This window comes from Herbaspirillum sp. VT-16-41 (genome assembly GCF_001994935.1).
Classification (GTDB): Bacteria; Pseudomonadota; Gammaproteobacteria; order Burkholderiales; family Burkholderiaceae_D; genus Herbaspirillum; species Herbaspirillum frisingense.
In genome coordinates, this window is record NZ_MUXB01000121.1 from 42182 (window position 1) to 67802 (window position 25621).

The window sequence follows — 25621 nt, forward strand, 5'->3', positions numbered from 1 at the left end:
GTTTTGATGCTTGTAAAATCCTTGCGGGTTTCCGTAAAGATCAATCAACAACAAGCATAGGCTGCAACGCCAGCTCATCCGCTAAGAGATGTCGGCAACAGGCAGCCTCTACCCAGGGGGGGAATCATGCAATCGAAGCGCAGCTTCGCTCATGCAAGACCGTTGCCAGTCAGCGCACTGGCAACACTGCTGCTGATCGGCAGCGCCGCGCACGCCCAGGTGGCGTCGTGGACCGGCAACGTCGACAACAACTGGACCAACGACAGCAACTGGCAGTGGACGGGGGCAGCACCCACGTCCACGGATGCTGCGGTCATCAACGCCTATCCCGGTGTCGATCCGGTGCTTTCCAGCAACACCACCATTCAGGCACTGACCGTCGGCGGCAGTACGGTGGGCAACCTGCAGATCAACCAGGCGACGCTGAACACCTCGTCGGTCCTGATCGGCAACAGCAACGGTTCCAACGGCACCATTACCGTCACCGGCAGCGGCACCAATGGCAGCGCCAGGCTCAACAGCAGCAGCGATGCGACCGTCGGCCTCAATGGCGTCGGGTCGTTGACGCTTGACGCCGGTGCGGTCGCCAACATCAGCGGTACCACCTATGTCGGTGGTGCCAGCGGTGGCGTAGGCAACCTCACGATCAATACCGACAGCAGCCTGATCGGCAACGGCCTGGTCATCGGCAACACCGGGGCGGTCGGCACGATGCAGGTCAATGGTGGTGTCGTCAACATGAGCGGCTCGGTGGTGCTGGGTAGCGGCGGCGGCAGCAATGGCAGCGCCAGCCTGATCAACGGGGCGCAATGGCTGATCGGCGACCGGCTCACAGTCGGCAGTGGCGGCAGCGCCAGCCTTTCCATTACCGGTGGTTCCACGGTGGATTCCGTCACCGGCGTGATCGGTACCGCCGGCAGCACACTGTCCACCGTCAATATCAGTGGCGCCGGCAGTCGCTGGACCAATACCGGTTCGCTCTTCGTGGGCACGGTCAACAATGGCAACCTCACCATCAGCGACGGTGCCAATGTCAGCAGCGCCAATACGGTGATCGGGCGCCAGGACACCTCCAACAGCAGCGTCAATGTCAGCGGCGCCGGTTCTTCGCTGGCGGCGGGCAACCTCACCGTGGGCGGTGACGCCGGCTCCGGTTCCACTGGCGGTACCGGATGGCTCACCGTCAGCGGTGGTGCCAATGCCACCGCCGCGGTCGTGCATCTGGGTGACATCACTGGCGCGCGCGGTACGCTCACGGTCAACAATGCCAACTTCACCGCCAGCGATCGCCTGTCGATCGGCTACGGCGACGGCGCCAGCGGCAACCTCAGTATCAGCAATGGCGGCGTAGTCACCGATACCGGCGCCCTGGTCGGCCACCTGGCCGGCAGCAGCGGCAATGTCACCGTGTCCGGCAGCGGCAGCAAGTGGATCAACACCGGCGTGCTCTACGTGGGCAACGTCGGCAATGGCAACCTGACCATCTCGGGAGGCGGCAACGTCACCAGCACCGATGGCTATGTGGGAACCGAAGCGGGGTCCAACAGCAGCGCCCTGGTCACTGGCAGCGGCTCGGTCTGGAACCACTCGGGAGACTTCTTTGTCGGCCACAACAATGGCGCCACGGGCAGCGTAGTCATCTCGGCCGGTGGCCGTATCAACGATGTGCAGGGCTTGCTGGGCGACCTCAATGGCGCCTCCGGCACCATGACGGTGACCGGGGCCGGCTCCACCTGGAGCAGCAGCTCGGACGTCAACGTCGGTCGTCTGGGCAACGGTACGCTGACCATCTCCGATGGCGGCCAGGTCACCGGCAACCGCAGCTATATCGCCAACAATGCCAACAGCAACGGCAGCGTGACGCTGACCGGTGCCAACTCGGCCTGGATCACCACCAATTCCTTGCATGTCGGGGCCGGTGGCAATGGCACCCTGACCATCAGCGACGGTGCGCGCGCTACCGCCTCGGTGATCCGCATCGCCACCAGCAGTGGTTCCACAGGTACCCTCAACGTCGGTGCCGCCCCTGGCAGCACGGCAGCCGCGCCCGGCCAGCTCGACACCACATCGCTGGCTTTCGGCGCCGGCAACGGTACGCTGAACCTGAACCACAATGCCAGCGGCAGCAGCAACTACACGCTGGCAGCGGCCATCTCGGGCAACGGCACGATCAACCAGCTGGCCGGCGAAACGGTCTTCAGCGGCAACTCGACCAGCTTCGCCGGCAGCACCAATGTCAATGGCGGCAAGCTCAGCGTCAATGGCGTGCTGGGCGGCACAGTGCGCGTCAACAGTGGCGGCACCCTCTCCGGGACCGGCACGGTGGGCAGCACCACGGTGGCCGCCGGTGGCACGCTGGCCACGGCCGGCACTTCGACGCTGACGGTCCAGGGCAATCTGAACCTGCAGGACGGCGCCACCACCCAGGTCAGCACCAGCGCCGACGGCAGCGGCGGCCTGATCCAGGTCAACGGCAATGCCGCCCTGGCCGGCAGCCTGTCCATCGCCGCCGGCAGCGGCGCCTATGCGCTGAGCACGCCCTATACCATCCTGTCGACCAGCGGCACCGTGAGCGGCAGCTTCAATACCGTGCGCAGCGACTTCGCCTTTGTCTCACCCACAGTCAGCTACACCGGCAATGCGGTGCAATTGACGATGGCGCGCAACGGTAACAGCTATGCCTCGGTCACCACCACCGGCAACCAGGCCAGCGTGGCCAATGCCCTGACCCAGGCCGGCCAGTTGGCAAGCCTGTCCAGCGCCATGCGCGCCAAGCTGGCGCTGATCGACGGCCTGTCGGCAGTGCAGGCGCGCAGCGCCTTCGAGAGCCTGGGGGGGCGCGCCTATCAGGGCCTGTCCACGCTGGGCCTGATGGGCCAATCGCTGCAGACCCTGGGTAACCGCAACATCGGCGGCGGGTCCGCCTTCTCCGGCGGCAGCGGTTTTGCGATGAGTCAGCTGCAACTGGCCTCGGCCGAGACGGATCGCTATGACTACCAGTACAGCGCCGCCACCATGACCGACAGCAGCAATGGCAGCAGCGGTCTGTGGCCCCTGCGTGTGCGCGAGGATGGCGGCGCCTGGGCGCAGGTTGCGGGCGGCCATGGCAATACCCGCTCCGACGGCAATGCCGCCGGCTACACCAGCAACAGCAATGGCCTGCTGATGGGGGTGGAACGGGTGCTGGATGATCGCTGGAGCATGGGCCTGGCCTATCACTACGACAATACCCGCCTGGCCTACAACACCGCCGGCGACAGCGCCAAGGTGGAAGGCCATCAGGTCGCCGTGTACGCGCAGTACCAGAGCGGTGACTGGCGCTTCAAGGGCATCGTCGGTTATGGCCGCAACCAGTACGCTACCCAGCGCAGCATCGTGATCGGCAATGATGTCTCGCGCGCGGCCGGTGACTACAACGGCGATGAACTCGGCCTGCATGCCGAGGCCAGCTATCGCATCGATCGCGGCAGCTACGTGTTCGAGCCGCTGGTCTCGCTGCAAGGCACGCTGCTGCGCCAGGACGCCTTCTCCGAAACCGGTGCCGGTGCGCTCGGCCTCAATGCCAGTGCACAGACTTCACGCTCGGCGGTGTCGATGGTAGGTGCCCGCTGGCACCTGCCCCTGCGCGAAGATGGCAAGCTGCAGAGCGAGCTGCGCGCATTCTGGAGCCATCAATGGCTGGATGCCGGCGGTAGCCTCAATGCCTCCTTCCAGGGCGCGCCGGGCGTCAACTTCCAGGTCGCCGGCCTGCAACAGAAGCGCGACGGCCTGGTGCTGGGAGCCGGCCTGTCCGGCAAGCTGGGCCAGGCGTCGAGCCTGTTCCTGGACTACAACCTGGGCCTGAACGACCTGCAGACCCAGCACGCCGTGGTGGCGGGCTGGCGTTATCGCTGGTAACTCCCTGGGCAGCAGTGCGGATCCCTCAGAACAGGAAGCCGCTCTGCTGCCCGCCGGCCTGCGCCTTGGGCGCGGGCCACGCCTTCATCTGCGTGGCCGGATAGTTCAGCAGCATCGCCGCTGCGCGCTCGGGCGTGCCGGCATTGAGCCATTGCCGGTAGAGCGCGCGCGGGATGATGACCAGGTTGCGCTTTTCCTCTCCAGGCTTGTGAAAACGCTTCATCAACGGATGCTGGTCAGCGTTGATGGTGATCTGCGTAAACGAAAAAGCATAGCCGCCCTCGGCCTCTTCCCAGGCGCGCCAGAGGCCGGCCACGCAGAACGGTTGGTCGTCGGCCATGCCGATGGCCCAGCGCTGGGCGCGGCCGGATTCATAGTTCGGTTCATAGAAGCATTGCATCGGCAACAGGCAGGTATGGCCCTGGCGCCAGGGGCCGGCATAGCTGCGCTTCTCGCCGATGGTTTCGGCACGGGCATTCATGGTCGATATCTGCAGACCGGGTTGCAACTTGCGCCGGGGCATCATGCCGTAGGTGCCGACGATGAGTTCGGGCTCCCCTTCCAGGCCGGCACGCACCACCGGCGCGGCATAGTCCTGCCAGGTCTCGTCGGGCCAGTCCGGGGTAGCGCTGGTATCGGCCCCGGTCAGGGTGGTGATCTCGGATTTGGGAGTGGGCTTGTAGTTGACGCACATGCGGGGTGGTTTCTCACGCTGAAGGCGGCTGATTGTGCCATAGCAGACCAGGTCCGGGGGCGTGGGCCGGCACGCGGCCGGCCATGGCGCCACCCATTGCCTCAGCTGAAGAGCCGGCCGATCAGGCGTCCGCCGACGTGCAGGATCATGGGCAGCGGCGACTCGTAGTCCATGGCACCGGTGAAGATGCTGTCGGCGCGGGCAGCGGTGGCAACCAGGGTCAGGATCAGGCCGGTGAAGAGGGTGCTGAAGATGCGCATGATGTTCTCCAATTCAATGTCAATGTAGTGACGGGTCGTCAATGTGGGGCTTTGCTGCCGATACGCATCCGGGCTTGCGTTTGCGTTTCGGCATGGGTGTATCTTGAGGCGACGCAGTTACACATCGATGTCAGGAGTTCACGCGATTGTTTCAATTGACATCAGGCTGGGATATCCGGCCAGGCAAGAAAAAACCGGCCTCTCGGACCGGTCTTTTCCGGGCGCATTTGAACCGCTTATGCTGCCTTCTTGGCTTCCAGCGTGGCTTCTTCCAGCGCCATCAGGGCTTCAATGGCGGCAATGAGCATGCCGATGCGGTGGCGACGATAGACCAGGCGTTTTCTGGAACGGATGTTCATGATTTCTCCTACGACCGGCGCGGGGCCGATCCAATGACATATGTGGGGTAGGCCGCGACTTGCGGCGCGGCGATCAGGCATGGTCCGCTGTGGCCGTTGCCGCGTGGGAACGCTGACAACCTGACTTGAGCGGATCAAGGCCGGCAATTATAGCCGAGCCATAGCCGAGCCGGGGCGATGCCCGTCCGTTTCCTTGAGGACGACCCTCCCGCCCGACGGGAATTGCGCCTGCCATCCACGCTTTCCTGCCACACCGTCATGCCACACATGCCGTCCGGTAGAGGGCACTGAAGCGCCGTGTCGCTTCCAGACCTGGCACGAAGTGATGGCGGCCAGGCGACATCTGCTCCACCAGCGCATCGAGCTGCCGGGTTGAGTCAATGACGGCGCGTGGCCCGCCCTGCGGCGCCATCGACTCCACCTGGCGCCCGCGTGCCAGCGCGCGATAACTGGGCTGGCGCTTGGCGTCACTCCAGCCTTTTTCTATCCATTCACGGATGGTTTGCTTTTCGTAGTCGTCGAAGACACCGAACATCTGCCCGCCCGGGGCATCGATGAGTCGCCAGAAGCGGCTTTCCTCTGCCGGCGCCGCCCGGATTATCCATCTGGCCTTGGTCAATTCCTCCAGGAAACGTGCCATCCCGTCTGGCTGTTCCAGCCATTGGTTGACGGTCTTGCCACCGATGCGGCAGTAATCGGAATGCATCATCCGGCCGAACTGCGCCTTGTCCTGCATCACGCTCACCACCTCCTGCTCAAGGTCGAAGGAATTGATCACATCCATCGTGCTCAGGCCCAGGTCGTTGAGCAGGTAGCCCCGCCGCACGCCCTGCATGAACTGTTGCGGATCGGCTGCCTGTGTTGCCGCCTGGGCCACGGCGTCCGCGGCCTTGCGTGCATGTCCGCTGGCAGCATTGTCGATGGTGACGTGCAGGGTGAAATAGTAGGGATCAATCCCCAGTTCGTTGAGCTCGTAGGCGGTAATGAGCAGATGCAGGGGCAACTGTTCATAGCCCAGGTTGAAGCCGAACATCTCCGCTTCGTATTGCCCGCCGTGGTAGGCCAGCGCCAGCTGGAGCGCGCCCTGCACGTAATGAGGTTCGGACAGGGGCAGCGCCGGTTCGCCGCCATGGGCGGCCAGCAGGCTGCGGTACAGGCTAACGTGGTTCATGGCAGGGTCGCCATCACCCAGCTCTTCGAGATAGGTCAGGATCAACGGGCGGAACAGCGGGTCGCGCCAGCGTTCCAGGGCGCTGTAGAGCCAGGCACCATCGACCAGCTTGGTCGGGGCCACGCGGCGCAGAAAATTGAGCGCATGTGCCTTGCCGCTGAAAAAGCGACGCGGCGCCCCGGCCTGACGCTCCTGAAGATAGGCGGCATAAGCCTGGCCGACATCAGCTGCACGCCGCTCCATCCACCCGGCCAGCGCGTGGGCATCTTCCGGGAGATCACAGGGCAGCGCTTCGGCGGCCCGCAATTGCTGCTCCAGATATTGACGGGCTGACGCCAGCGCGTCTGCATCGGGAGCGGGCGCCAGCAGCTTGCCATGCAGCAGACTGGGCACAAGCTCATCGGCGTGTGGACGGTAGGCCCGGGCGGCCGATTCGGCGGCCTGCATTTCCTCGACGGTAGATCGCATACATCCTCGCGCAAGATCAGAGGTCTCAAGGATGCGATGCCAGCGGCGGCCGCGCTATCGGCGAGCGGCCAGCCTTGCTGTCGGAAAATGCCCTGCGGATAGTAGGACGACGTCACGCCTGCGCAGCGAGCTCCGTCAGTGGGAAGGAAGACCTGGGACTGGAAGGTGCAAGAACAAGGCTTGGCACGACGGCAATACAGGCCTGCTTGCGGATATGAAATAATTGTCTTGCCCGTTTTTATATCCGATAATCGCGTCCATGAACGATACCGCACAACGCCCCGCCCTCCCCGACCGCCTCAGCGTCGATCCCCGCAGCCCGCATTACGATGCCGCCATCTTCGAGCACGACATCGGCATCAAGCTCAACGACAAGGAATTGAACAACGTCAGCGAATATTGCATCAGCGAAGGCTGGGTCAAGATTCCCGCCGGCCGCGCACTGGATCGCAAGGGCAATCCGATGATGTCCAAGCTCAAGGGGCGGGTCGAACCCTTCTATCGTTGATATTGCCGATCACAGCCATTCCAGCTCAACAACACAAAGGCCCGCAATGAACTGCGGGCCTTTTTGCTGGCTACGCGCCCCACAAGATTAATCTCTGCTACAGATCAATCAATGCCCGCGCATCGATTCCGTCGATTTGTCAATCTGGCGATCCGGGAAACAGGCGACGTCATGTCACCGGCCGCTGGCGCCACTCCTGCACCGTCGTTCCCGTGATGCGCTTGAACTGGCGCAGGAAATGGCTCTGGTCATGAAAACCCACGGCGATGGCCACATCCACCACCGTGCGACCCGGCTCCGCCAGCAACACCTGCGCGCGCAGCAATCGCTGGCGCATCATCCACTGGCAAAGTGTGTAGCCGGTGCTGGCCTTGAAGACCCGGCTGAAGCAACTGGATGAAAGATGGCACATCGCCGCCAGGGTGGACACGGTGATATTGCGCTGCAGGTTGGCATCGATATAGTCCAGCACCTGCTGCACCTGCTCGGGTGAAAGCTGGCGATAGGCCGGTGCGCCGGAGCTGCCAGCGGCGAAAGGACGGGAACCCACCGACTCAACCCGGCAGACGGAACACCGTCACCAGTTGCGCCAGCTGGGCCGCCTGGTCCTGCATGGAGGCCGCCGCAGCTGCGGCCTCCTCCACCAGCGCGGCATTCTGTTGGGTCACCTGGTCCATCTGCGTGATGGCGCGGTTGACTTCCTCGATGCCGGCACTCTGCTCGCGGCTGGCGGCACTGATCTCGGCCACCACGTCGGCCACGTGGCGCACGCTGGTGACGATTTCCTGCATGGTGCGGCCGGCCTGCTCGACCAGATGCGAACCGTTGTCCACCTTGCCGACCGAATCCTCGATCAGGCCCTTGATTTCCTTGGCGGCCTGGGCGCTGCGCTGGGCGAGGTTGCGCACTTCCGATGCCACCACGGCAAACCCGCGCCCCTGCTCGCCGGCCCGTGCCGCTTCCACCGCGGCGTTCAGGGCCAGGATGTTGGTCTGGAAGGCAATGCCGTCGATCACGCCGATGATGTCGGCAATCTTGGTGGAGGCGCTGTTGATGTCGGCCATGGTGCCCACCACCTGCTCGATCACCTTGCCGCCATCGGCCGCCACACCGGAGGCGGTGATGGCCAGCTGGTTGGCCTGGCTGGCATTGTCTGCATTCTGGCGCACGATGGAAGTGAGTTCTTCCATTGAGGAGGCGGTCTCCTCCAGCGCGCTGGCTTGCTGCTCGGTACGCGACGACAGGTCCAGATTGCCGGCGGCGATTTCGCCGGAAGCGGTGGTGATGGTGTCCGTCCCCTGACGCACGCCCTGGACGATACCCGAGAGGCTGCGCCGCATGGTTTCAATGGAATGCAGCAGGCTGTGGCGGTCGTTGGCCTTCAGCGCCACGGCGGTGGACAGGTCGCCCTGTGCGATCTGTTCCACGATCTCCACCGCCCGAGCAGGCTCGCCGCCCAGTTGGCGCAGGATGGAACGCAGGATGAAGGCGGCCATGGTGGCAATGGCCCCCATCAGTACCGCCCCCAGCAACAGCAGGACCAGGGCATTGCGATAGAAGGCCTGGTTGATGTCATCGATGTAGGCGCCGAAGCCGATGGTCCAGTCCCACGGCGCGAAGCGGGTCACCGCATACAGCTTCTGCACCTTCTCGGTGGTATTGGGACGCGTGCCTTCGGCGATGAGCAGGCCGATTTCCTTACCCTGCAGGGCGGCGCGGTAGCGGTCGCCATCTTCCTTGGCGGTCTTGTCCTGGATGCCCACCCGCTTGGGATTGGGGTGCACGTAGTTGAAGTCGTCGCTGTAGCCACGTACGAAGTAGTAGTTCTGCTCCTTGGCAAAACTGCCGATGACCATCTTGGCCTGGGCCTGGGCCTGCTCGCGGGTCAGCTTGCCGGCCTGTTCCTGGGCCTGCGCCTTTTCGGCCGCAGCCTTGGCCAGGGTCACCAGCAAGGACAGCTGCGCCTCGCGTTCTTCCATCATGGTGCGCCTGAGCGTGGTCAGCGAGACCGCGGCGATCACCAGGATGCCGATCAGGGTGGTGGCACACAGCCAGATGATTTTGGTACGCAGCTTCAAGGGCCTCTCCGTCTCTTGGATTCTTGGATTCATGAACAAATGGCAAGCCCGCACGGCCTCGTTCTGTGGCGAGGTTCGCGTGTGAGTATTGATGTGGATGTGGGCGTCGCGCCCCCCTGCCGGGGACGGCAGCGTCCGCGCTGATGACAATGTAACCCGGCAGCAACGGTGGCCTTGGGCGGAACAAAGCCGCTTTCCGGCTTCAAACCGGGATTTCCCGCGCCGGCACCGGGTGCTGGTCTATCGCGGCCGTGGTGGCTCGTCCTGATTGGCCGGATCGATGCGCAAGTCAGTCTCGAAGCTCTGCAGGACGGCGCGCAATTCGCCGCGCTTTTGCATTGCCTCCAGTTGCGCGTTGATGCGTGGCAGGTATTTCACGCAGGGGCTGGCCTTGCTCATGGCGATGTAATTGTCGGTCTCGCTGACGAAGGGGCGCAGCGGCATGAAGTTCTCGGACTGGCCGGTCTGGTTCAGGTAGATCATGCCGCTGTAGTAACCGGTGATGAGATAGTCGATACGGCCCGAATCGAGCTTGCTGAAATTCATGTAGACCTTCTGCGCGGTCTCGATGATGAGGTTGTCGCGCATGAATTCGTCGAAGCCGCCACCGAACTGGTTGCCTAGCGTAATGGCCCCGCGCTTGCCGATCAGGTCCTTCCAGCCGCTGAAGGGGAAGCGATTGTTGCGTGCCACGAACACGGCGATCGGGTTGCGGAACAGCGGCACCGAGGCATAGGCAAGGTATTGCTGGCGTTCGGGCGTGTTCTTGAGGGAAGAGACCAAGGCGACTTCACCGCTTTCGGCCGCCTTGAGGACTCGGTGAAAAGGCCCGACATAGCGGACCTCATAGGGAATGTTCAGCGCACTGAGTGCGCGGGTGGCGATCTCGATGCTGGCGCCGGTCAGGCGCTTGCCGTCGTACCAATGCAAAGGTGCGTAATCCGAATCGGCAGAGATGACGACCTTCGTGCATTCGGCGGCCTGCACCGACAGCGGCAGGATCGTGAAGGCCATGGTCGCCAGCAACATCGCTGGCAGGAATCTATGCATGCTGTCCCCCTTCCTTGCATCATCATGACGTCCCCCGTAGTGGCGTCATTAGCTGGTGTGATCAGGTCAGCATAACCCGATTGCAGCAGGCGTCGGCATGAATTTGATCAAGGAAGTCAGTACGGCGATGATTTTGCGACAGCCGTCTTTGTCGCCTGAGGGAGCTTGCAGACCCATCAGGGCGCACCAGATCCGGGCATGGATACGTTTTGTAACGAATCGTCCCGGTCCTGTCAGCCTGTGCGCTGACATTCATTCCGGCCTCCTCTGTTCATTGCACGCGCGGCACCAGGGGGCCAGGCTCCGCTACCCTGCAAGGATTGCGCTTGATGAGCTTCAGGAGTCGTGCTTTCCTGCCGGCTTTTTCCCTTGACCGACATGCGCATCCTGACCCGCCACGACTGTCGGACACGCGAGAAACGTCTGACAACAACATGCTGGGCTTTCCGACTGTTGGCGCGGCCACGGCTTCCTATGATGAAGCCAAGTTTTCCACAAACGCCAACGGCCTCGGGGAAAACGATTCTTCCGGACTGCCTGCCCGTGCAACCTGGCATCACCTGGCGCAACACTGCAACACTTGCCCACGGGCAGCAAGCAATGATCAATCAAGGATAAAGGAGAACAGCCATGACCAAGACTTTCCTCACCGCCGCCGTGCTGGCCGCCGCCACTTTCGCCACTGGCGCTTACGCCCAATCCTATGACCAGGGTGGCAGCGGCATGCAGGGTACGCAGCAGCAGCAATACGATGCGTCGCCATCGTCCTCGTCCTCTTCGTCGCCGCAGTACTACAACTACCAGGGTCAACCAACCGGCTCGCCGGCTGGCATGCAGGAAAGCGGCCAGAACGGCCAATATGTGGATCCCAAGGGGTATGAGGTCCCCAATGGTCGTCCCAACAACTATGCCCGCGAACTGAAGGACGGCCCCATGGGCACCTCGCCGGGCGCCTGATTGCTGACTGAGCAAAGCCTGAACGTCTTCGGTTAGCCAAGGCTATACCGGCGACCACCGCACCATCGCCCCGGCCTCGGCCGGGGCTTTTCATTGTGAGACCCGCGCAGCGCCACGGCATGCCGTAGAATCGCGCTTTTGCCGGCACCTTTCCCTGGCGCGGGCCGTCCTCTGGTCTTGCAATGAATCCTCAAGAAATCGGCCGTGGCATCGGCTTGTCCGTGCTGGCGTCCGCGCTGTTCGCCTTCCTCTCCGGTTATACCCGCCTGCTGGCCCCGCTGGACGGCACCGACATCTTTGCCTGGCGCATCCTCGGCACCCTCTTGACCGTGATCGGCCTGCTGGCCTGGCGCGGCGAGCTGCCGCGGCTGCAGGCGGCGGTGGCGCAGTTGCTGGGGCGTCCCGGCACCTGCCTGGTGACACTGGCGATGGCGGCCTTGCTGGCCCTGCAGCAATGGCTGTTCCTGTGGGCGTCGGTGAACGGGCGGGCGCTGGAGGTCTCGCTCGGCTACTTCCTGCTGCCGCTGTCGATGGTATTGGTGGGACGCTTCTACTACGGCGAGAAAATGAACCTGCTGCAGCGCCTGGCGGTGCTGTGCGCATGCATCGGCGTTGCACACGAACTGTGGATGACACGCGCCTTTTCCTGGCCGACGCTGGCCGTGGCGCTCGGCTATCCGCCCTACTTCATCCTGCGTCGGCGCATCAGGCTGGACTCCCTGCTGATCTTTGCGGTGGAGCTGATGGTGCTGGCGCTGCCTTCCCTGGTCGCCGTGCTCATGAGCGCCTCGCTGGCGGCCACCGTGCGGACCCCGTCCATGTGGCTGCTGATCCCGGGACTGGGCGTGATCAGCATGATCGCCCTGACCAGCTACCTGCGCGCCGGAAAACTGCTGCCGATGGGGCTGTTCGGCATCCTGGGCTATGTGGAACCGGTGCTGCTGGTGCTGGTGGCCATGGCGGTGCTGGGTGAATCGCTGCACCTCTCACAGCTTGGGACCTATGGCCCAATCTGGCTGTCGGTACTGCTGACGGCCTTGCACAGCGTGCGGCTGATGCGGCGGCCGGCGCTGCCGTCCCAGCCGTTGAATTGAGGGCGTTTTCGTGGACTGATCGTGACGCGGTGCCGCCCGCCTTCTCCTTATACTGGTCAAAACGGCCTCCCCTGCGCGGGGAAAGTGCCGCCGGGAGGGGAGAGACTTTACATGCGGCCCATATTGGCAAAGGCGGGACGGGTTGCGCGCCATTCGGTGGCGCGCCGGGCGCGACTTTTCGTGATCCTGATCTGCATTGCCATCGCCGCCGGCCATACCTGGCAAAGCTTGAGCGCCCGTCTGGCCCAGGTGGAAAACACCCGCATCTATTCCGGCAATATCGCCAAGGCGCTGGCGCGTCATGCCTATGACGTGTTCCAGGCGACCCATGGCTCCCTGATCAACATCAGCGACCGCATCTACGAAACCGGCGTGGACCCCGCCCACACCCGTGGCATGTCCCCCCTGCTGCGCCAGCTGTCCAAGGAAATGCCGCAGCTGGACGGGCTGTACATCTACGATGCCGCCGGCAACCGCATGGCCAGTTCATCCACACCACGGCCGGCCGATGCCAACAATGCCGACCGCGCCTACTTCATCTACCATCGCGACCACGAGGACAGCGAACCCCACATCAGTGCGACCCTGGTCAGCCGCAGTACCGGCAACTGGATCATTCCCATGTCGCGCCGGCTGAACCACCCCGACGGCAGCTTTGCCGGCGTATTGCTGGCGACCCTGCGGGTGGACCACTTCAACGCGCTGTACCAGACGGTGGATATCGGCAAGAGCAGTTCCATCCTGCTGGTGCTGCGTCCGGGCACGGTACTCACGCGCCAGCCCTTCGAGGCCGACTACATTGGCCGCGACATCACGGCAGATACCAGCATCCGTCAGTTGCTCAGCGGCCCGGCCAGTGGTCACGCGGAAATCCTCTCGCCGCTGGACGACACCTATCGCTACCTGTCCTACCAATCGGTGCAGGCATTCCCGCTGGTGGTGACAGTCACCATCGCGCGCGACGAAGCCTTGGCCGACTGGCGCCAGCAAACCATTGTCTATGGGGCGGCCGTGTCGCTGCTGCTGTTGATCATTGCCATGTTCGGCTGGCGCCTGATCGGCCAGATCGAGCTACGCCTGGCCGCCGAGGACCGTGCCCTGCAGGCCATGGGCGAACTGCGCCAGGCCAACAAGCAGCTGGAGTTGCTGGCGCACCAGGATGGCCTGACCACCCTGGCCAACCGGCGCCATCTGGACATGGTGCTGGATGCCGAATTCCGGCGTGCCACGCGCAGCGGCGCGGCCCTGTCGCTGGTGATGATCGATGTCGACTTCTTCAAGCAGTACAACGACCTGTATGGCCACCAGGCCGGCGATGAATGCCTGCGTCGCATCGCCCTGGTCCTGAAGGAGCGCCAGCGCCGCCCGGGGGATCTGGCGGCGCGCTATGGTGGCGAGGAAATGGTGATGCTCCTGCCCGAGACCGATGCCGAGGGCGCCGTGGTGGTGGCCGAGAAGATACGCGCCGGCATCCAGGCGCTGGACCTGGGGCATCGTGGCAATCCGGTAGGCGTGGTGACGGTCAGCGCCGGTGTGTGCGCGCTGGATCTGCTGGAGGGCGCTTCGCGCTCGGTGGAAGAACTGCTGGGGCGGGCCGATGCCGCGCTCTACGAAGCCAAGCGCCGTGGCCGCAATCAGGTACGCATGGCGCAGGCGGGTATGCCTGCGCCAGCCCCCGTATCAGCTGACTGAGGCTGGCCGGGGGCCAGCATCAGTACTTACTGCTGGTGGTAGGAGGTGACGCGGTCGACTTCGTTCTTGGAACCCAGGAACACCGCTACGCGCTGGTGCAGCTTTTCCGGCTGGATATCCATGATGCGCTGTTGACCATCGGTGGCGGCACCGCCGGCCTGTTCGACGATGAAGGCCATCGGATTGGCTTCGTACATCAGACGCAGCTTGCCCGGCTTGCCGGGTTCGCGGGCGTCGGCCGGGTACATGAAGATGCCGCCGCGATTGAGGATGCGATGCACGTCGGCCACCATGGAGGCGATCCAGCGCATGTTGAAATCCTTGCCGCGCGGACCGGTGGTGCCGGCCAGCATTTCATCCACGTAGCGCTTGACCGGCGGGAACCAGTGACGCTCGTTGGAGGCGTTGATGGCAAATTCCTTGGTGTCCTCGGGGATGCGGATGTCCTTCTGGGTCAGTACCCAGGCGCCCATTTCGCGGTCCAGCGTGAAGCAGTGCACGCCGTCGCCGGTGGTCAGTACCAGCACGGTCTGCGGGCCATATACGGCGTAGCCGGCAGCGACCTGTCTGGTGCCGGGTTGCATGAAGTCCTGCTCGCTCGGCTCGGTCATGCCGTCGGGTGCCTTCAGCACGGAGAAGATGGTGCCGATGGAGACGTTGACGTCGATGTTGGAGGAGCCGTCCAGCGGATCGAACATCAACAGGTATTCGCCCTTGGGGTAGCGGTTGGGGATGCGGTGGATGGTCTCCATTTCCTCGGAGGCCATGGCCGCCAGGTGACCGCCCCACTCATTGGCTTCCAGCAGGATTTCATTGGAAATCACATCCAGCTTCTTCTGCACTTCGCCCTGCACGTTTTCGCTGCCGGCGCTGCCCAGCACTTCGCCCAGCGCACCCTTGCCGACGGCATGCGAGATCGACTTGCAGGCGCGACCGACGACTTCGATCAACAGGCGCAGTTCGGACGGAATCTTGTTGTGCAGGCGCTGCTGCTCGATCAGGTGTTGCGTGAGGCTGATGCGTTTCATGATGGTCTTCCTTGTGGGTGGTTTTATGATTTATGAATGAGGGAAATAAAAGATCGTCGAATCATCTTTTCCGGTGATCAATCGGCCAGCGCCTTGGTGATCACTTCGGCCACGTCGCGCGACAGCTTCGGCGTGCCTGCCACCTGCTGCAGGGCCAGACGCATCTTTTCCTGCAGCGCCGGGGTGTACTTGCGCCAGCGGTCCAGGCTGCGCGCCAGGCGCGCTGCGACCTGCGGATTGCTGCCATTGAGGGCGATGACCTGCTCGGCCCAGAAGGCGTAGCCGTTGCCATCCAGTGCATGGAAGGCGGACGGATTGCCGTTGCAGAAGCTGAAGATCAGGCTGCGGGCGCGATTGGGGTTCTTCAGGGTGAAGGCCGGGTGTTCGGTCAGGGTGCGCACGGTGTTGACGTCGGCATTGCGGGCCGTGGCCTGCAGCGTGAACCACTTGTCGATGACCAGGGCTTCCTGCTCGAACTCGGTATAGAAGCGCTGCAGTGCCTCGCTCTTGCCGGGCGCGGCGCTGTTGAGGATGGCCGACAGCGCGGCCAGGCGGTCGGTCATGTTGTTGGCATCCTCGTCCTGTTGGCGGGCCAGGGCCATGGCCTCTTCGTCATCCAGTTCGGCCAGGTAGGACAGGGCCACGTTCTTGAGGGCGCGACGTCCGGCAGAAGCGGCATCCGGGCTGTAGGCACCGGGTGTCTGGTGGCTGCGGTAGACGGCCAGCAGCTCGTCGCGCAGTTCGCGCGCCAGCGAGCGGCGCAGGAACTGGCGCGCCACGTGGATGGCGTGCGGGTCGATGACTTCCATCTGCTCGGCGATCATGGTCTCCGACGGCAGGGTCAGTACCAGTTCGCGGAAGGCCGGGTCCAGCGATTCGTCCTGCAGGGTGGCGCGCAGGGCATCGGCCAGGGCGCCATCATGTTGCAGGTTGTTGAGCACGGTGTCGACCGCCACCACATGACCGGACTGGCGTGCCGCCTGCACGGCCACGGTGAGGTTCAGCAGGCGCCGGGTGGCCAGGCGCTGGCCGGCTTCCCAGCGGTTGAAGGCGTCGCTGTCGTGGGCCATCAGGAAGGCCAGCTCGGCATCGCTATAGTCGAACTGCAGCACCACCGGTGCGGAGAAGCCGCGCAGCAGCGAAGGCACCGGCTTCTGGTCGACATTGATGAAGCGGAAGCTTTGCTTGGCCTTGGTCAGTTCCAGTACGCGGGTGGTGGCACCGGTTTTCTTTTCCCCCTCCAGGGTCAGTGCCAGGTCGCGGCCCTGGGCGTCCAGCAGGCCGACGGCCACGGGGATGTGGAAGGGCTGTTTCTTCTTCTGGCCGGGCGTGGCCGGGCAGCTTTGCTCCAGGGTCAGCGTCAGGGTCTTGCGCTTGGCATCGTAGTCGGCGGCGGCTTGCAGCAGCGGCGTACCGGCCTGGCTGTACCAGCGCTCGAACTGGGAGAGGTCGCGACCATTGGCGTCAGCCATGGCGGCGCGGAAATCGTCGCAGGTCACGGCCTGGCCGTCATGCCGTTCGAAGTACAGGTCCATGCCCTTGCGGAAGCCCTCGCGGCCCAGCAGGGTCTGGTACATGCGCACCACTTCGGCGCCCTTTTCATAGACGGTGACGGTGTAGAAATTGTTGATTTCCACGTAGGAGTCGGGGCGCACCGGATGCGCCATGGGGCCGGCGTCTTCCGGGAACTGCGCCTGGCGCAGGACGCGCACGTCGTCGATGCGCTTGACGGCGCGGCCGCTGTCGCTGCCGATCATGTCGGCCGAGAATTCCTGGTCGCGGAAGACGGTCAGGCCTTCCTTCAGCGAGAGCTGGAACCAGTCTCGGCAGGTGACGCGGTTGCCGGTCCAGTTGTGGAAGTATTCGTGGCCGACCACGGCTTCGATGTTGGCGAAATCCACATCGGTGGCGATGCGCGGGTTGGCCAGCACGAACTTGGTGTTGAAGATGTTCAAGCCCTTGTTTTCCATGGCGCCCATGTTGAAGTCGCCCACCGCGACGATCATGAAGCGCTCCAGGTCCAGGTCCAGGCCGAAGCGTTCGACGTCCCAGTCGATGCTGTTCTTGAGCGAATCCATGGCGTGCTGGGTCTTGTCCAGGTTGCCCTCTTCCACCCACACCTGCAGCAGCGCGTCACGGCCGGAATGCAGGCGGACGGTTTCTTCCTGGCAGACCAGCTGGCCGGCCACCAGGGCGAAGAGATAGGACGGCTTCTTGAACGGGTCTTCCCACTTGGCGTAGTGACGGCCATCGGGCAGCGCGCCCTCTTCGATCAGGTTGCCGTTGGACAGCAGCACCGGGTAGCGGGCCTTGTCGGCGCGCAGCATGACGGTGAACCGGGCCATCACATCCGGACGGTCGGGGAAATAGGTGATCTTGCGGAAGCCCTCGGCTTCGCACTGGGTGAAGAAATTGCCATTGGACACATACAGGCCCATGAGCGAGGTGTTGCGGTCCGGGTGGATCAGGGTCTCGATTTCCAGTTCCACGCTGGCCGGCGCGGCGGGGATGGTCAGCACGCCGGCGGCAATGCGGAAATCACCCTTGTCTTGCGAGAGCGTCTTGCCGTTCAGGCGCAGGGCCACCAGTTCCAGTTCCTCGCCGAAGAGCACGAGGTCGCGGCCCTTGGCGGCCGGGTTGCGGGTCATCGTGATACGGGTGGCCACGCGGGTGTCGGCGGGATCGAGGTCGAAGCCCATCTCGACGGTGTCGGCCAGATAGTTGGGAGCGGCGTAATCTTTACGGTAGATCGTCTGAGGCGTATCGGTGCGCATGGAGGCCTGTCCAGAGTGGAAATGGGGATAATGGAGATGAGGTGAGATGAAGGCGACGACAGTCGCAATCTAAATCAGGTGCAGCAAAAACCCGATTTTACCAATCATCCCGCATCACGCGGATGCTATCGGCCTGAAAACGGGCTGAAAAACCAGCCGGGAATCGGGGACGCGTCCGGTGAAAGACCACCGCCGACCGCCATGGTTCGCCACGGCAGCACGGCGGCACTACAATAGCGACCGTGGCGCACGCCCCAGGATGGGGCAGCACTGCGCAGGAAGCGGCCGGACGGTGCGCCCGGGATAGAAAGTCCCGGCCCCTTGTCCTACTGCTTCCTGGCGGCCCTGGTCATTGACCTGGCGTCCGCAGAGAGCCCAGCCATCCGCCCGGCGCCTGGCCTTTTCCACTGGAGCATCTTCATGAAACGCTGGCTTTACCCCTTCATCGCGGCGGCGGGTCTGCTGCTGTCCGGTTGCGCCTCGGTGATCGAGAGCAATGTCACCTCCTTCCACGCCTGGTCCCCGGCCGACAACGACAAGGCCTATGCCTTCGCCCCCACCCCGGCGCAGGAAAACGACCTGGAATACCAGAACTACGCCGGCCTGATCCGCCAGGAACTGCAGTTCCTGGGCTTTACCGAAGCGGCCCAGCCGAAACAGGCCCAGCTCAACGTCAGCTTCAGCTACGGCATCAATACCGAGCAGGTGGTGGTCAGCCGGCCGGCCTACGATCCCTTCTTCTACGGCCCGGCACCGGGCTGGGGACGCTTCGGGCCACGGCCGTTCGGTTTCTATGGCCCCTACGGTCCATTCTATGATCCGTTCTGGTATGGCGGCCCCATGCAGACCACCAGCTACCCGGTCTTCCTGAGGCGGCTGCAGATCGGCATCAGCAATGTGGCCGACGGCAAGAAACTGTTCGACGTGGTGGTAGACAGCGAAGGCAATCGCGCCGGACTGGCGGCGGCCATGCCCTACATGGTGCGCTCGGCCTTTGAGGACTTCCCCGGCCCGAGTGGCGTGACGCGCCGCATCCGCATCAAGGTGGACAAGGACGGGCAGCCGGTCGACTAGGTTTGCTCTGATGGGGTGGGACGCGACAGCCTCCGCCCCAGTCCCCAGATGCTCAACAACAGCAGCACGCCGCCGGCCCACTGGCTGGCGCCCAGTCGTTCACCCAGCAGCAGCGCGGAGAGCACGACCGCGGTCAGCGGTTCGATCAGGGTGGCCACCGTCAAGGCAGTGGGTGTGAGGCGCGCCGCGCCCCAGCTGAAGACCAGCAGGGCAAGCGCCGCCGTGACCACGCCCAGATAGAGGAACCAGGCCTGCGGCGGAATGCCGGACGGCCATTGCAGGGGGCGCGCGAGGGTCGTCAGGCCCATCACCAGCGCGGCCACCACGGTCAGGCAGGTGGCCGCCTGCCCTGCGCCCAGGGCTGATGAGAGGCGCCCGCTGACCAGCGTGAAGCCGGTATAGAGCAACGCCGAGGCCACCGAGCACAGCAGGCCGATGATGAGGTCAGCCTGACCGGCCTCCCCCATCCCGCCATGACGGGCGACGATCAGCACGGTGCCGCCCAGGGCGGCGGTCAGGATCACCGCCAGTGACAGGTCCAGCCGCTCCTGCCCGCGCGCCAGCGCGATCAGGGTGGAAAAGACCGGCGGCAGGCAGAGCGCGATCAAGGTCGGAATCGCCGCGCCGATGCGTTCGATGCCGAGGAACCAGCAAAGCACGTAACCAGCCATGGTGGCGCCGGCCAGCACCACCGGCACGAGCAGCGTACGCAAGGTGGGCAGGTGGATGCGGGTGCCGAAGATCAGGCACAGGAAGATCGCGCCGACGGCGAAGCGCCAGAAGGAGATATCGCCCGGGGCAAAGCCGTAGCGGGCGATCAGGATATTGACCACCAGCGCGCCGGTCCCCCACAGGAAGCCGGCCGAGCAGGCGGCGATCAGCGCCACGCCCGAATACGGAGCAGCGGCAAGCGTGGCATAGCGGCTAGCAGTCACGGCAAATCCTTGAGGCGGATGGAGGAAGGCCGGATCGGCCGAAGGCTGCAGTGTAGCGCAAACCCGCCCAGGCCCTGTGGGCCGGGGCGGCTAGTTGATGAAGCGTCCGCCCGCGCCGATGGCGGTCAGGTCGACGAAATCCGAACCGCTGTGGTCGGTCGGCGTGAAATGCAGGCTGAAGCCGCCGCCCTCGTAGTTGGCCGGGGTGATGCTCTCCAGGGCCCGGATCAGGCCTTCGCGGGTGAGATCGCGGCCGGCGCGGCGCAGGCCTTCCACCAGGGCGCGGGCGGCGATGTAGCCTTCCAGACCGGTAAAGTTGCAGTCGACCCCGGGGGTATGGGCCATGGCGCGCTGGTATTCGTAGACGATGCGCAGGCGGGCCTTGTTGGGAAAGGGCACGACCTGGGTGACCTCGGCGCCGACGCCGGCGTTTTTCAGGCGCGCCGACAGGGAGGTGCTACCGACGAAGGAATAGTGCGAGAACCCGCCCAGGTAACCACCAGCGCGCATGCGGTTGATCATGGCCGCCGCTGGCTGGTAGGACACCACCTGGATCACCACGTCGGGCCGCGCCCGGGCCAGCTCGGCAGCCGCCGCAGCCACAGCATCACTGTTGCGTTCGATACCGGCGCTGCCCACCAGCGTGAGGCCGTAGAGCGGCACACGCTGGCGCAGGATATCCAGCAGGCCCTTGCCGAGTTCGTCGTTCTGGTAGAACACCGCCACACGGCGGCGACCGGTGCTCTTCAGCTGGCGCAGCAGGAATTCGGTCTCCTGGACGTAGCTGGCACGGATGTGGAAGAGCAGGCGATTGAAGGGCTGGCGCAGCGCAGACGAGCCCGACAGCGGTGCAAACAGGGGAATGCCGGCCTCGCGGATGACCGGCAATGCCGCCAGTACCGTGGGCGTGCCGGAGTAGCCGAACAGGGCGAACACCTTGTCGCGCCAGATCAGTTGCTGGGTATTGGCCAGTGCCCGCTCGGGTTCGTAGCGATCGTCCAGGCTCAGCAGCCTGACGCGACGGCCGTAGACGCCGCCACGCGCATTGACCCGGGCAAAGTAGCTTTGCGCCCCCTCCTGGAAATCCCGTCCAAGCTCGCCGGCCGGACCGGAAAACGGCGCCGACTGGCCGAGGATGATCTCGGTCTGGCTGACCCCGGGGACCCCGTGTGCGCTGGTCCGGGTGATTGCGCTGCCGCTGCTGCCCATATTGCCCGGCGCAGCTGCCACCGCACCTGCGCACAGCAACAGGACCAGGCCCCAGATCCGCCACGGATAACCGGGTGCGCCGCTATAGCGGCCCCGGTGCCATTTCCATCCCATCTCCCACTCCCGTCAAAATGTTCGCCCCTGACGGCGCCGACGCGAATATTCGCGCAGGCGCAGAGGCTGCATTTGACGATCAAGACGGGAAGAAATGCGCTATCGGCGCATTGTTGATGTGATTTATGGATATCTTGCGAGATTCACACCGAAGAATTTCGAGTTCGCTATGAAAAGTAGGCTTCGCTCGCGAAGGTGATGACGACGATCAGCAGTACCGCGCAGATCAGCACCGCCAACAGCCGCCCGAACTTGGGCGAGCCGTCGGCGCCGCTTTCCTGCTCGGGCGGATGATCCATGGGATTACGGCTGCCGGGATCGTTGCGAGGCTGGTCCATGGCGGCTCCTGGTCGGTGAGATGGCGGATCAGGGGATCAGGATGGTGGAGCCGGTGGTCTTGCGCCCCTCCAGGTCGGCATGCGCCTGGGCCACGTCCTTCAAGGCGTAGCGCTGGTTGATCTCGATGCTGATCTTGTTGCTCTGGACCATGTCGAACAGGTCGCCGGCGGTGGCGTCCAGTTCGGCGCGGGTGGAGGTGTAGTTGCCCAGCGAAGGCCGGGTCAGGAACAGCGAGCCACGCGAGGCGAGTTCGGATACCCCGAACGGCGCCACCGGACCGGAGGCATTGCCGAAACTGACCATCATGCCGCGTGGTCGCAGGCAATCCAGGGAGCCGATGAAAGTGTCCTTGCCGATGGAGTCATACACCACCTGCACGCCACGCCCGCCAGTGATGTCCTTGACGCGTTCGACGAAGTTCTCGGTCTTGTAGTTGATCACGTGGGCCGCGCCGTGCTGCCTGGCCAGGGCCGCCTTCTCCTCGCTGCTGACGGTACCGATCAGGTTCACGCCCAGCGCACGGGCCCACTGGCAGGCGATCAGGCCGATGCCACCGGCGGCGGCATGGAACAGGATGGTGTCGCCCGGTTGCAGCGCATAGGTCTGGCGCAGCAGGTATTGCACGGTCATGCCCTGCAGCATCATGGCCGCAGCCGTGTCGAAGCTGATCGCGTCGGGCAGCTTGACCAGGATATCGGCCGGCATCACGCGCTCTTCGGCATAGGCACCGTTGGGGCGCCCGGCATAGGCCACCCGGTCACCAACCTGGAAGCCGGTCACGCCGGCGCCCAGTTCTTCGATGGTGCCGGCGCCCTCCTGGCCCAGACCGGCAGGCAGCGGTTGCGGATAGAGACCGGAGCGGAAATAGCAATCGATGAAGTTCAGGCCGACGGCGGCGTGACGGATGCGGACCTCGCCCGGCCCGGGCTGGCCGACTTCGACGTCCACGTATTCCATCACCTCGGGGCCGCCGGTCTTGCTCATGCGGATTGCTTTTGCCATCTGGGTCTCCTTGATTTGCGGTGAGCGGACTGTCTGGAAATTCAGTTCCGGTGGGGCAGTATAGAACGCCTTAGCGCTTCTTGCGCGACAGCAGCCACATGCCGGCCAGCACCAGCGCGGTGCCGACCAGCTGGATGCCGGTGATGGGTTCGTCCAGCAGCGCCGCGCCCATGAAGAGCGTGGACACCGGCCCGACCAGGCCGGCCTGCGCCGCCGTGGGCGCGCCGATGCGGGCCACCGCCACCATGGTCAGGAATACCGGCAATACAGTGCAGAACACCGCATTGAAAAGTGAAAGCTGGTACACCGGGGCTACCTGCGTGAACAGCTCGGCCGGTGCCCGCAGCACGAAGAACTGGATCACGCAGGCCACGCTGGAGACGCACATGGCATAGGCCACCAGCCGCATCGCGCCAACCCGGCGCACCAGTTCGCCGGAGGAAATCAGGTAGATCGAATAGCTGAAGGCCGAGCCCAGTACCAGGGCGCTGCCGAGGAGGACGTCGCTGCCACCGGTGTGCAGGTCGTGCTGCAACACCAGCACGGTACCGAAGTAGGACACCAGCAAGGCCGCCCATTCGATCCAGCCGACCTTGCGCTTGAAGAAGAAAAAGGCGATCAGCATCACGAAGGACGGCGTGAGGAACAGGATCAGCCGTTCCAGCCCGGCCGAGATATATTGCAGGCCGAGGAAGTCGAGGAAGCTCGACAGGTAATAGCCCATCAGCCCCAGCACCACGATGCGCAGGTAGTCGGCCCGCGCCAGCGGCGGCTGGGTGCGGGCCTTCCAGATCGCCACGACGGCGAACATGGGGAAGGAAAAGAGCATGCGCAGCGTGATCACCATGACCGCATCGACCTGGTAGCGGTACATCAGCTTGGCCACGATGGCCTTGGCGGAAAAGAAGATGGCGCCGACGATGGCGAGCAGGAGGCCGCCCAGGAAAACCTGGCGCGGCGTGGAGTGGGAGGTGGCGGCTGTCATGGCCGCGATTGTAATGCCTGCGCCCGCCCTCCGCCGGGGACGGTCGGGCGCGAGCGCATCAGCGCTTCTTCATCAGCGAACCCAGTACGCCGCGAATGAGTTCGCGACCGACCTGCGAACCGATGCTGCGGGCGGCCGACTTGACCATCGCCTGCAGGGGCGAATCGCTGCGGCGATTGCCGCCACCGCCATTACCGAAGATGCCGCCGGCGGCATCCTTCAACAGATCGCCCAGGCCGCCGCCGTCGTTCTGTTGCGGGGCCGGTTGCTGCTGTGGCTGCGGCTGTGGCTGGCGGGGCGACATGCGGGCTCCCCCGGCGGGACGCGACGACGTCGTCGGCGATGGCGCGCTGCGGCCGGCTGACGCCCCCCAGGCGTTGTCATCCACCGGCGCGGCTGGAGCAGGGGCTGTTTGGGGCGAAGCTTGCGGGGCGGCTTGCGGTTGCTGCACGGCGCGGCCCTTGAGGCGCTCATAGGCCGATTCGCGGTCGATCACCTGTTCATAGACGCCGGCCACCAGCGACGACGCGATCAGCGCCCGGCGCTCGTCATCGGTGACCGGGCCGATCTGCGAGGCCGGGGTCAGCACATAGCCGCGCTCGACCACGTTGGGCCGGCCCTTTTCATCGAGGAAGGACACCAGCGCCTCGCCCACGCCCAGCTCGGTGATGGCCTTGGCGGTATTGAGCATGGGATTGGGACGGAAGGTCTCGGCCGCCGCCGTGACGGCCTTCTGGTCGCGCGGGGTATAGGCGCGCAGGGCGTGCTGTACGCGGTTGCCGAGCTGGCCCAGCACGGTGTCGGGAATGTCCAGCGGGTTCTGGGTGACGAAATAGACGCCCACGCCCTTGGAGCGGATCAGGCGCACCACCTGTTCGATCTTCTGCAGCAGTGGCTTGGGGGCTTCGTCGAAGAGCAGGTGGGCTTCGTCGAAGAAGAAGGCCATCTTGGGCTTGTCCAGGTCACCCACTTCGGGCAGGTGTTCGAACAGCTCCGAGAGCATCCACAGCAGGAAGGTGGAATACAGGCGCGGCGCGTTCATGAGCCGGTCTGCAGCCAGGATGTTGATGATGCCGCGCCCCTGGGCGTCGGTCTGCATCCAGTCCTCGATATTGAGCATCGGTTCACCGAAGAACTGGTCGCCGCCCTGCTCGTCGATGGCGATCAGGCCGCGCTGGATGGCACCCACGCTGGCGGCCGAGATGTTGCCGTATTCGGTCTTGAACTGAGCGGCGTTCTCGCCCACATGCTGCAGCATGGCGCGCAGGTCCTTGGTGTCGAGCAGCAGCAGGCCATGGTCGTCGGCGATCTTGAACACCAGTTGCAGCACGCCCTGCTGGGTATCGTTCAGGTTGAGCATGCGGGCCAGCATCAGCGGCCCCATGTCGGAGATGGTGGCGCGTACCGGATGGCCCTTTTCGCCGTAGACATCCCAGAAGGCGACCGGGGCCGCGGCCCAGGCCGGCTCGGGCAGGCCCAGCTGGGCCAGGCGCGCGGTGGTCTTGGGCGAAGCACTGCCGGCCTTGCCCAGGCCGGACAGGTCACCCTTGACGTCGGCCATGAACACCGGCACGCCGATATCGGACAGCGCCTGGGCCAGCACCTGCAGGGTCACCGTCTTGCCGGTGCCGGTGGCGCCGGTGATGCAGCCGTGGCGATTGGCCAGTTGCGGCAACAGGCACAGTTGCCCGCCGGAATGGGTGGCAATGGGAAGGGGATTAATCATGTCAACTCGGCTTCGAAGGCAAAAATCACAGGGTGGCGGTATGGTAAAATGCCCGCCCGATTATAGTCAGAACATGGCGGCAGGAAAGCATTATCGGTCCTGTCCGAACCTTGTCCCCGTCCGCGCCGATCCGTCGTCCGCGCCTGCCGGCCCTGCCGCAGCGCCTGCCGATCATCACGGATTACCGCACAGGGACGGTTCTGCCCT

Annotated in this window: 21 protein-coding genes; 6 read left to right on the forward strand and 15 right to left on the reverse strand. The window is 64.4% G+C overall.

The annotated features are described in order from the left end of the window. Window positions 1-126: 126 nt before the first annotated feature. Window positions 127-3897 (forward strand): autotransporter domain-containing protein, encoded by a 3771-nt coding sequence (locus tag BTM36_RS18980; protein ID WP_077237508.1) that lies wholly within the window; start codon window positions 127-129, stop codon window positions 3895-3897. 25 nt (window positions 3898-3922) lie between these two features. Here BTM36_RS18980 and BTM36_RS18985 read toward each other — a convergent pair whose 3' ends face one another. The 4 genes from BTM36_RS18985 to BTM36_RS18995 form a co-directional block, all read right to left on the reverse strand. Then, window positions 3923-4591 (reverse strand): SOS response-associated peptidase, encoded by a 669-nt coding sequence (locus BTM36_RS18985; RefSeq protein WP_077237509.1) that lies wholly within the window; start codon window positions 4589-4591, stop codon window positions 3923-3925. A 101-nt stretch (window positions 4592-4692) separates the two neighbouring features. Continuing rightward, window positions 4693-4851 (reverse strand): hypothetical protein, encoded by a 159-nt coding sequence (locus BTM36_RS28390; RefSeq protein WP_166758255.1) that lies wholly within the window; start codon window positions 4849-4851, stop codon window positions 4693-4695. A gap of 236 nt (window positions 4852-5087) precedes the next feature. Continuing rightward, window positions 5088-5210, reverse strand: coding sequence for a hypothetical protein (locus BTM36_RS29285; protein WP_255411918.1), 123 nt, complete (start codon window positions 5208-5210; stop codon window positions 5088-5090). Window positions 5211-5466: 256 nt separating this feature from the next. Beyond that, entirely contained in the window at window positions 5467-6849 is a 1383-nt protein-coding gene (locus BTM36_RS18995) for an iron-containing redox enzyme family protein (protein WP_254427038.1), read from the reverse strand. A 259-nt stretch (window positions 6850-7108) separates the two neighbouring features. On the opposite strand from BTM36_RS18995, the gene BTM36_RS19000 reads away from it, so the two are divergent. Continuing rightward, on the forward strand, window positions 7109-7357 hold the full coding sequence (locus BTM36_RS19000; protein ID WP_006464690.1) for a DUF3297 family protein: 249 nt from the start codon (window positions 7109-7111) through the stop codon (window positions 7355-7357). A gap of 169 nt (window positions 7358-7526) precedes the next feature. Here the strand turns inward: BTM36_RS19000 and BTM36_RS19005 are convergent, their stop codons facing one another. The 3 genes from BTM36_RS19005 to BTM36_RS19015 all read right to left on the reverse strand — a co-directional run bounded on the left by BTM36_RS19005 (window position 7527) and on the right by BTM36_RS19015 (window position 10485). Next, window positions 7527-7907: a helix-turn-helix domain-containing protein gene (locus tag BTM36_RS19005; protein ID WP_077237512.1), complete on the reverse strand. Its 381-nt coding sequence runs from the start codon at window positions 7905-7907 to the stop codon at window positions 7527-7529. A 4-nt stretch (window positions 7908-7911) separates the two neighbouring features. Then, on the reverse strand, window positions 7912-9435 hold the full coding sequence (locus BTM36_RS19010) for a methyl-accepting chemotaxis protein (protein ID WP_006464688.1): 1524 nt from the start codon (window positions 9433-9435) through the stop codon (window positions 7912-7914). Window positions 9436-9675: 240 nt separating this feature from the next. Continuing rightward, window positions 9676-10485, reverse strand: a complete 810-nt coding sequence (locus BTM36_RS19015) for an ABC transporter substrate-binding protein (RefSeq protein ID WP_077237513.1) — start codon at window positions 10483-10485, stop codon at window positions 9676-9678. A gap of 630 nt (window positions 10486-11115) precedes the next feature. Here BTM36_RS19015 and BTM36_RS19020 point away from each other — a divergent pair. From BTM36_RS19020 to BTM36_RS19030, 3 genes are all read left to right on the forward strand, one after another. Beyond that, entirely contained in the window at window positions 11116-11442 is a 327-nt protein-coding gene (locus tag BTM36_RS19020) for a hypothetical protein (RefSeq protein ID WP_077237514.1), read from the forward strand. Window positions 11443-11624: 182 nt separating this feature from the next. After that, window positions 11625-12536, forward strand: a complete 912-nt coding sequence (rarD, locus tag BTM36_RS19025) for an EamA family transporter RarD (RefSeq protein WP_077237515.1) — start codon at window positions 11625-11627, stop codon at window positions 12534-12536. A 111-nt stretch (window positions 12537-12647) separates the two neighbouring features. Beyond that, the gene (locus tag BTM36_RS19030) at window positions 12648-14228 is read left to right on the forward strand and encodes a sensor domain-containing diguanylate cyclase (protein WP_077237516.1); all 1581 of its coding nucleotides are present in this window, start codon (window positions 12648-12650) and stop codon (window positions 14226-14228) included. Between the two features lie 26 nt (window positions 14229-14254). Here the strand turns inward: BTM36_RS19030 and BTM36_RS19035 are convergent, their stop codons facing one another. Both BTM36_RS19035 and pepN read right to left on the reverse strand, forming a co-directional pair. Next, the gene (locus tag BTM36_RS19035; protein WP_077237517.1) at window positions 14255-15256 is read right to left on the reverse strand and encodes a class 1 fructose-bisphosphatase; all 1002 of its coding nucleotides are present in this window, start codon (window positions 15254-15256) and stop codon (window positions 14255-14257) included. 77 nt (window positions 15257-15333) lie between these two features. After that, window positions 15334-18030, reverse strand: coding sequence for an aminopeptidase N (pepN, locus tag BTM36_RS19040; protein WP_077237518.1), 2697 nt, complete (start codon window positions 18028-18030; stop codon window positions 15334-15336). A gap of 420 nt (window positions 18031-18450) precedes the next feature. Here pepN and BTM36_RS19045 point away from each other — a divergent pair, with 420 nt between their 5' ends. Next, window positions 18451-19104 carry a DUF4136 domain-containing protein gene (locus BTM36_RS19045; protein ID WP_006464681.1) on the forward strand — a complete coding sequence of 218 codons (654 nt, stop codon included), beginning with the start codon at window positions 18451-18453 and terminating at the stop codon, window positions 19102-19104. On the opposite strand, the gene BTM36_RS19050 is transcribed toward BTM36_RS19045, so the two are convergent. The 6 genes from BTM36_RS19050 to BTM36_RS19070 all read right to left on the reverse strand — a co-directional run bounded on the left by BTM36_RS19050 (window position 19101) and on the right by BTM36_RS19070 (window position 25414). Next, entirely contained in the window at window positions 19101-20039 is a 939-nt protein-coding gene (locus BTM36_RS19050; RefSeq protein WP_006464680.1) for a DMT family transporter, read from the reverse strand. The genes BTM36_RS19045 and BTM36_RS19050 overlap by 4 nt on opposite strands. Window positions 20040-20129: 90 nt before the next feature. Further along, window positions 20130-21362, reverse strand: coding sequence for an ABC transporter substrate-binding protein (locus BTM36_RS19055; RefSeq protein WP_077237519.1), 1233 nt, complete (start codon window positions 21360-21362; stop codon window positions 20130-20132). A 167-nt stretch (window positions 21363-21529) separates the two neighbouring features. After that, the gene (locus BTM36_RS28395) at window positions 21530-21700 is read right to left on the reverse strand and encodes a hypothetical protein (protein ID WP_168189801.1); all 171 of its coding nucleotides are present in this window, start codon (window positions 21698-21700) and stop codon (window positions 21530-21532) included. Window positions 21701-21728: 28 nt separating this feature from the next. Continuing rightward, window positions 21729-22703, reverse strand: a complete 975-nt coding sequence (locus BTM36_RS19060; RefSeq protein ID WP_006464677.1) for a quinone oxidoreductase — start codon at window positions 22701-22703, stop codon at window positions 21729-21731. 70 nt (window positions 22704-22773) lie between these two features. After that, the gene (locus BTM36_RS19065) at window positions 22774-23688 is read right to left on the reverse strand and encodes a DMT family transporter (protein WP_006464676.1); all 915 of its coding nucleotides are present in this window, start codon (window positions 23686-23688) and stop codon (window positions 22774-22776) included. Window positions 23689-23746: 58 nt separating this feature from the next. Further along, window positions 23747-25414 carry a helicase HerA-like C-terminal domain-containing protein gene (locus tag BTM36_RS19070; protein WP_077237520.1) on the reverse strand — a complete coding sequence of 556 codons (1668 nt, stop codon included), beginning with the start codon at window positions 25412-25414 and terminating at the stop codon, window positions 23747-23749. Between the last annotated feature and the right edge of the window lie 207 nt (window positions 25415-25621).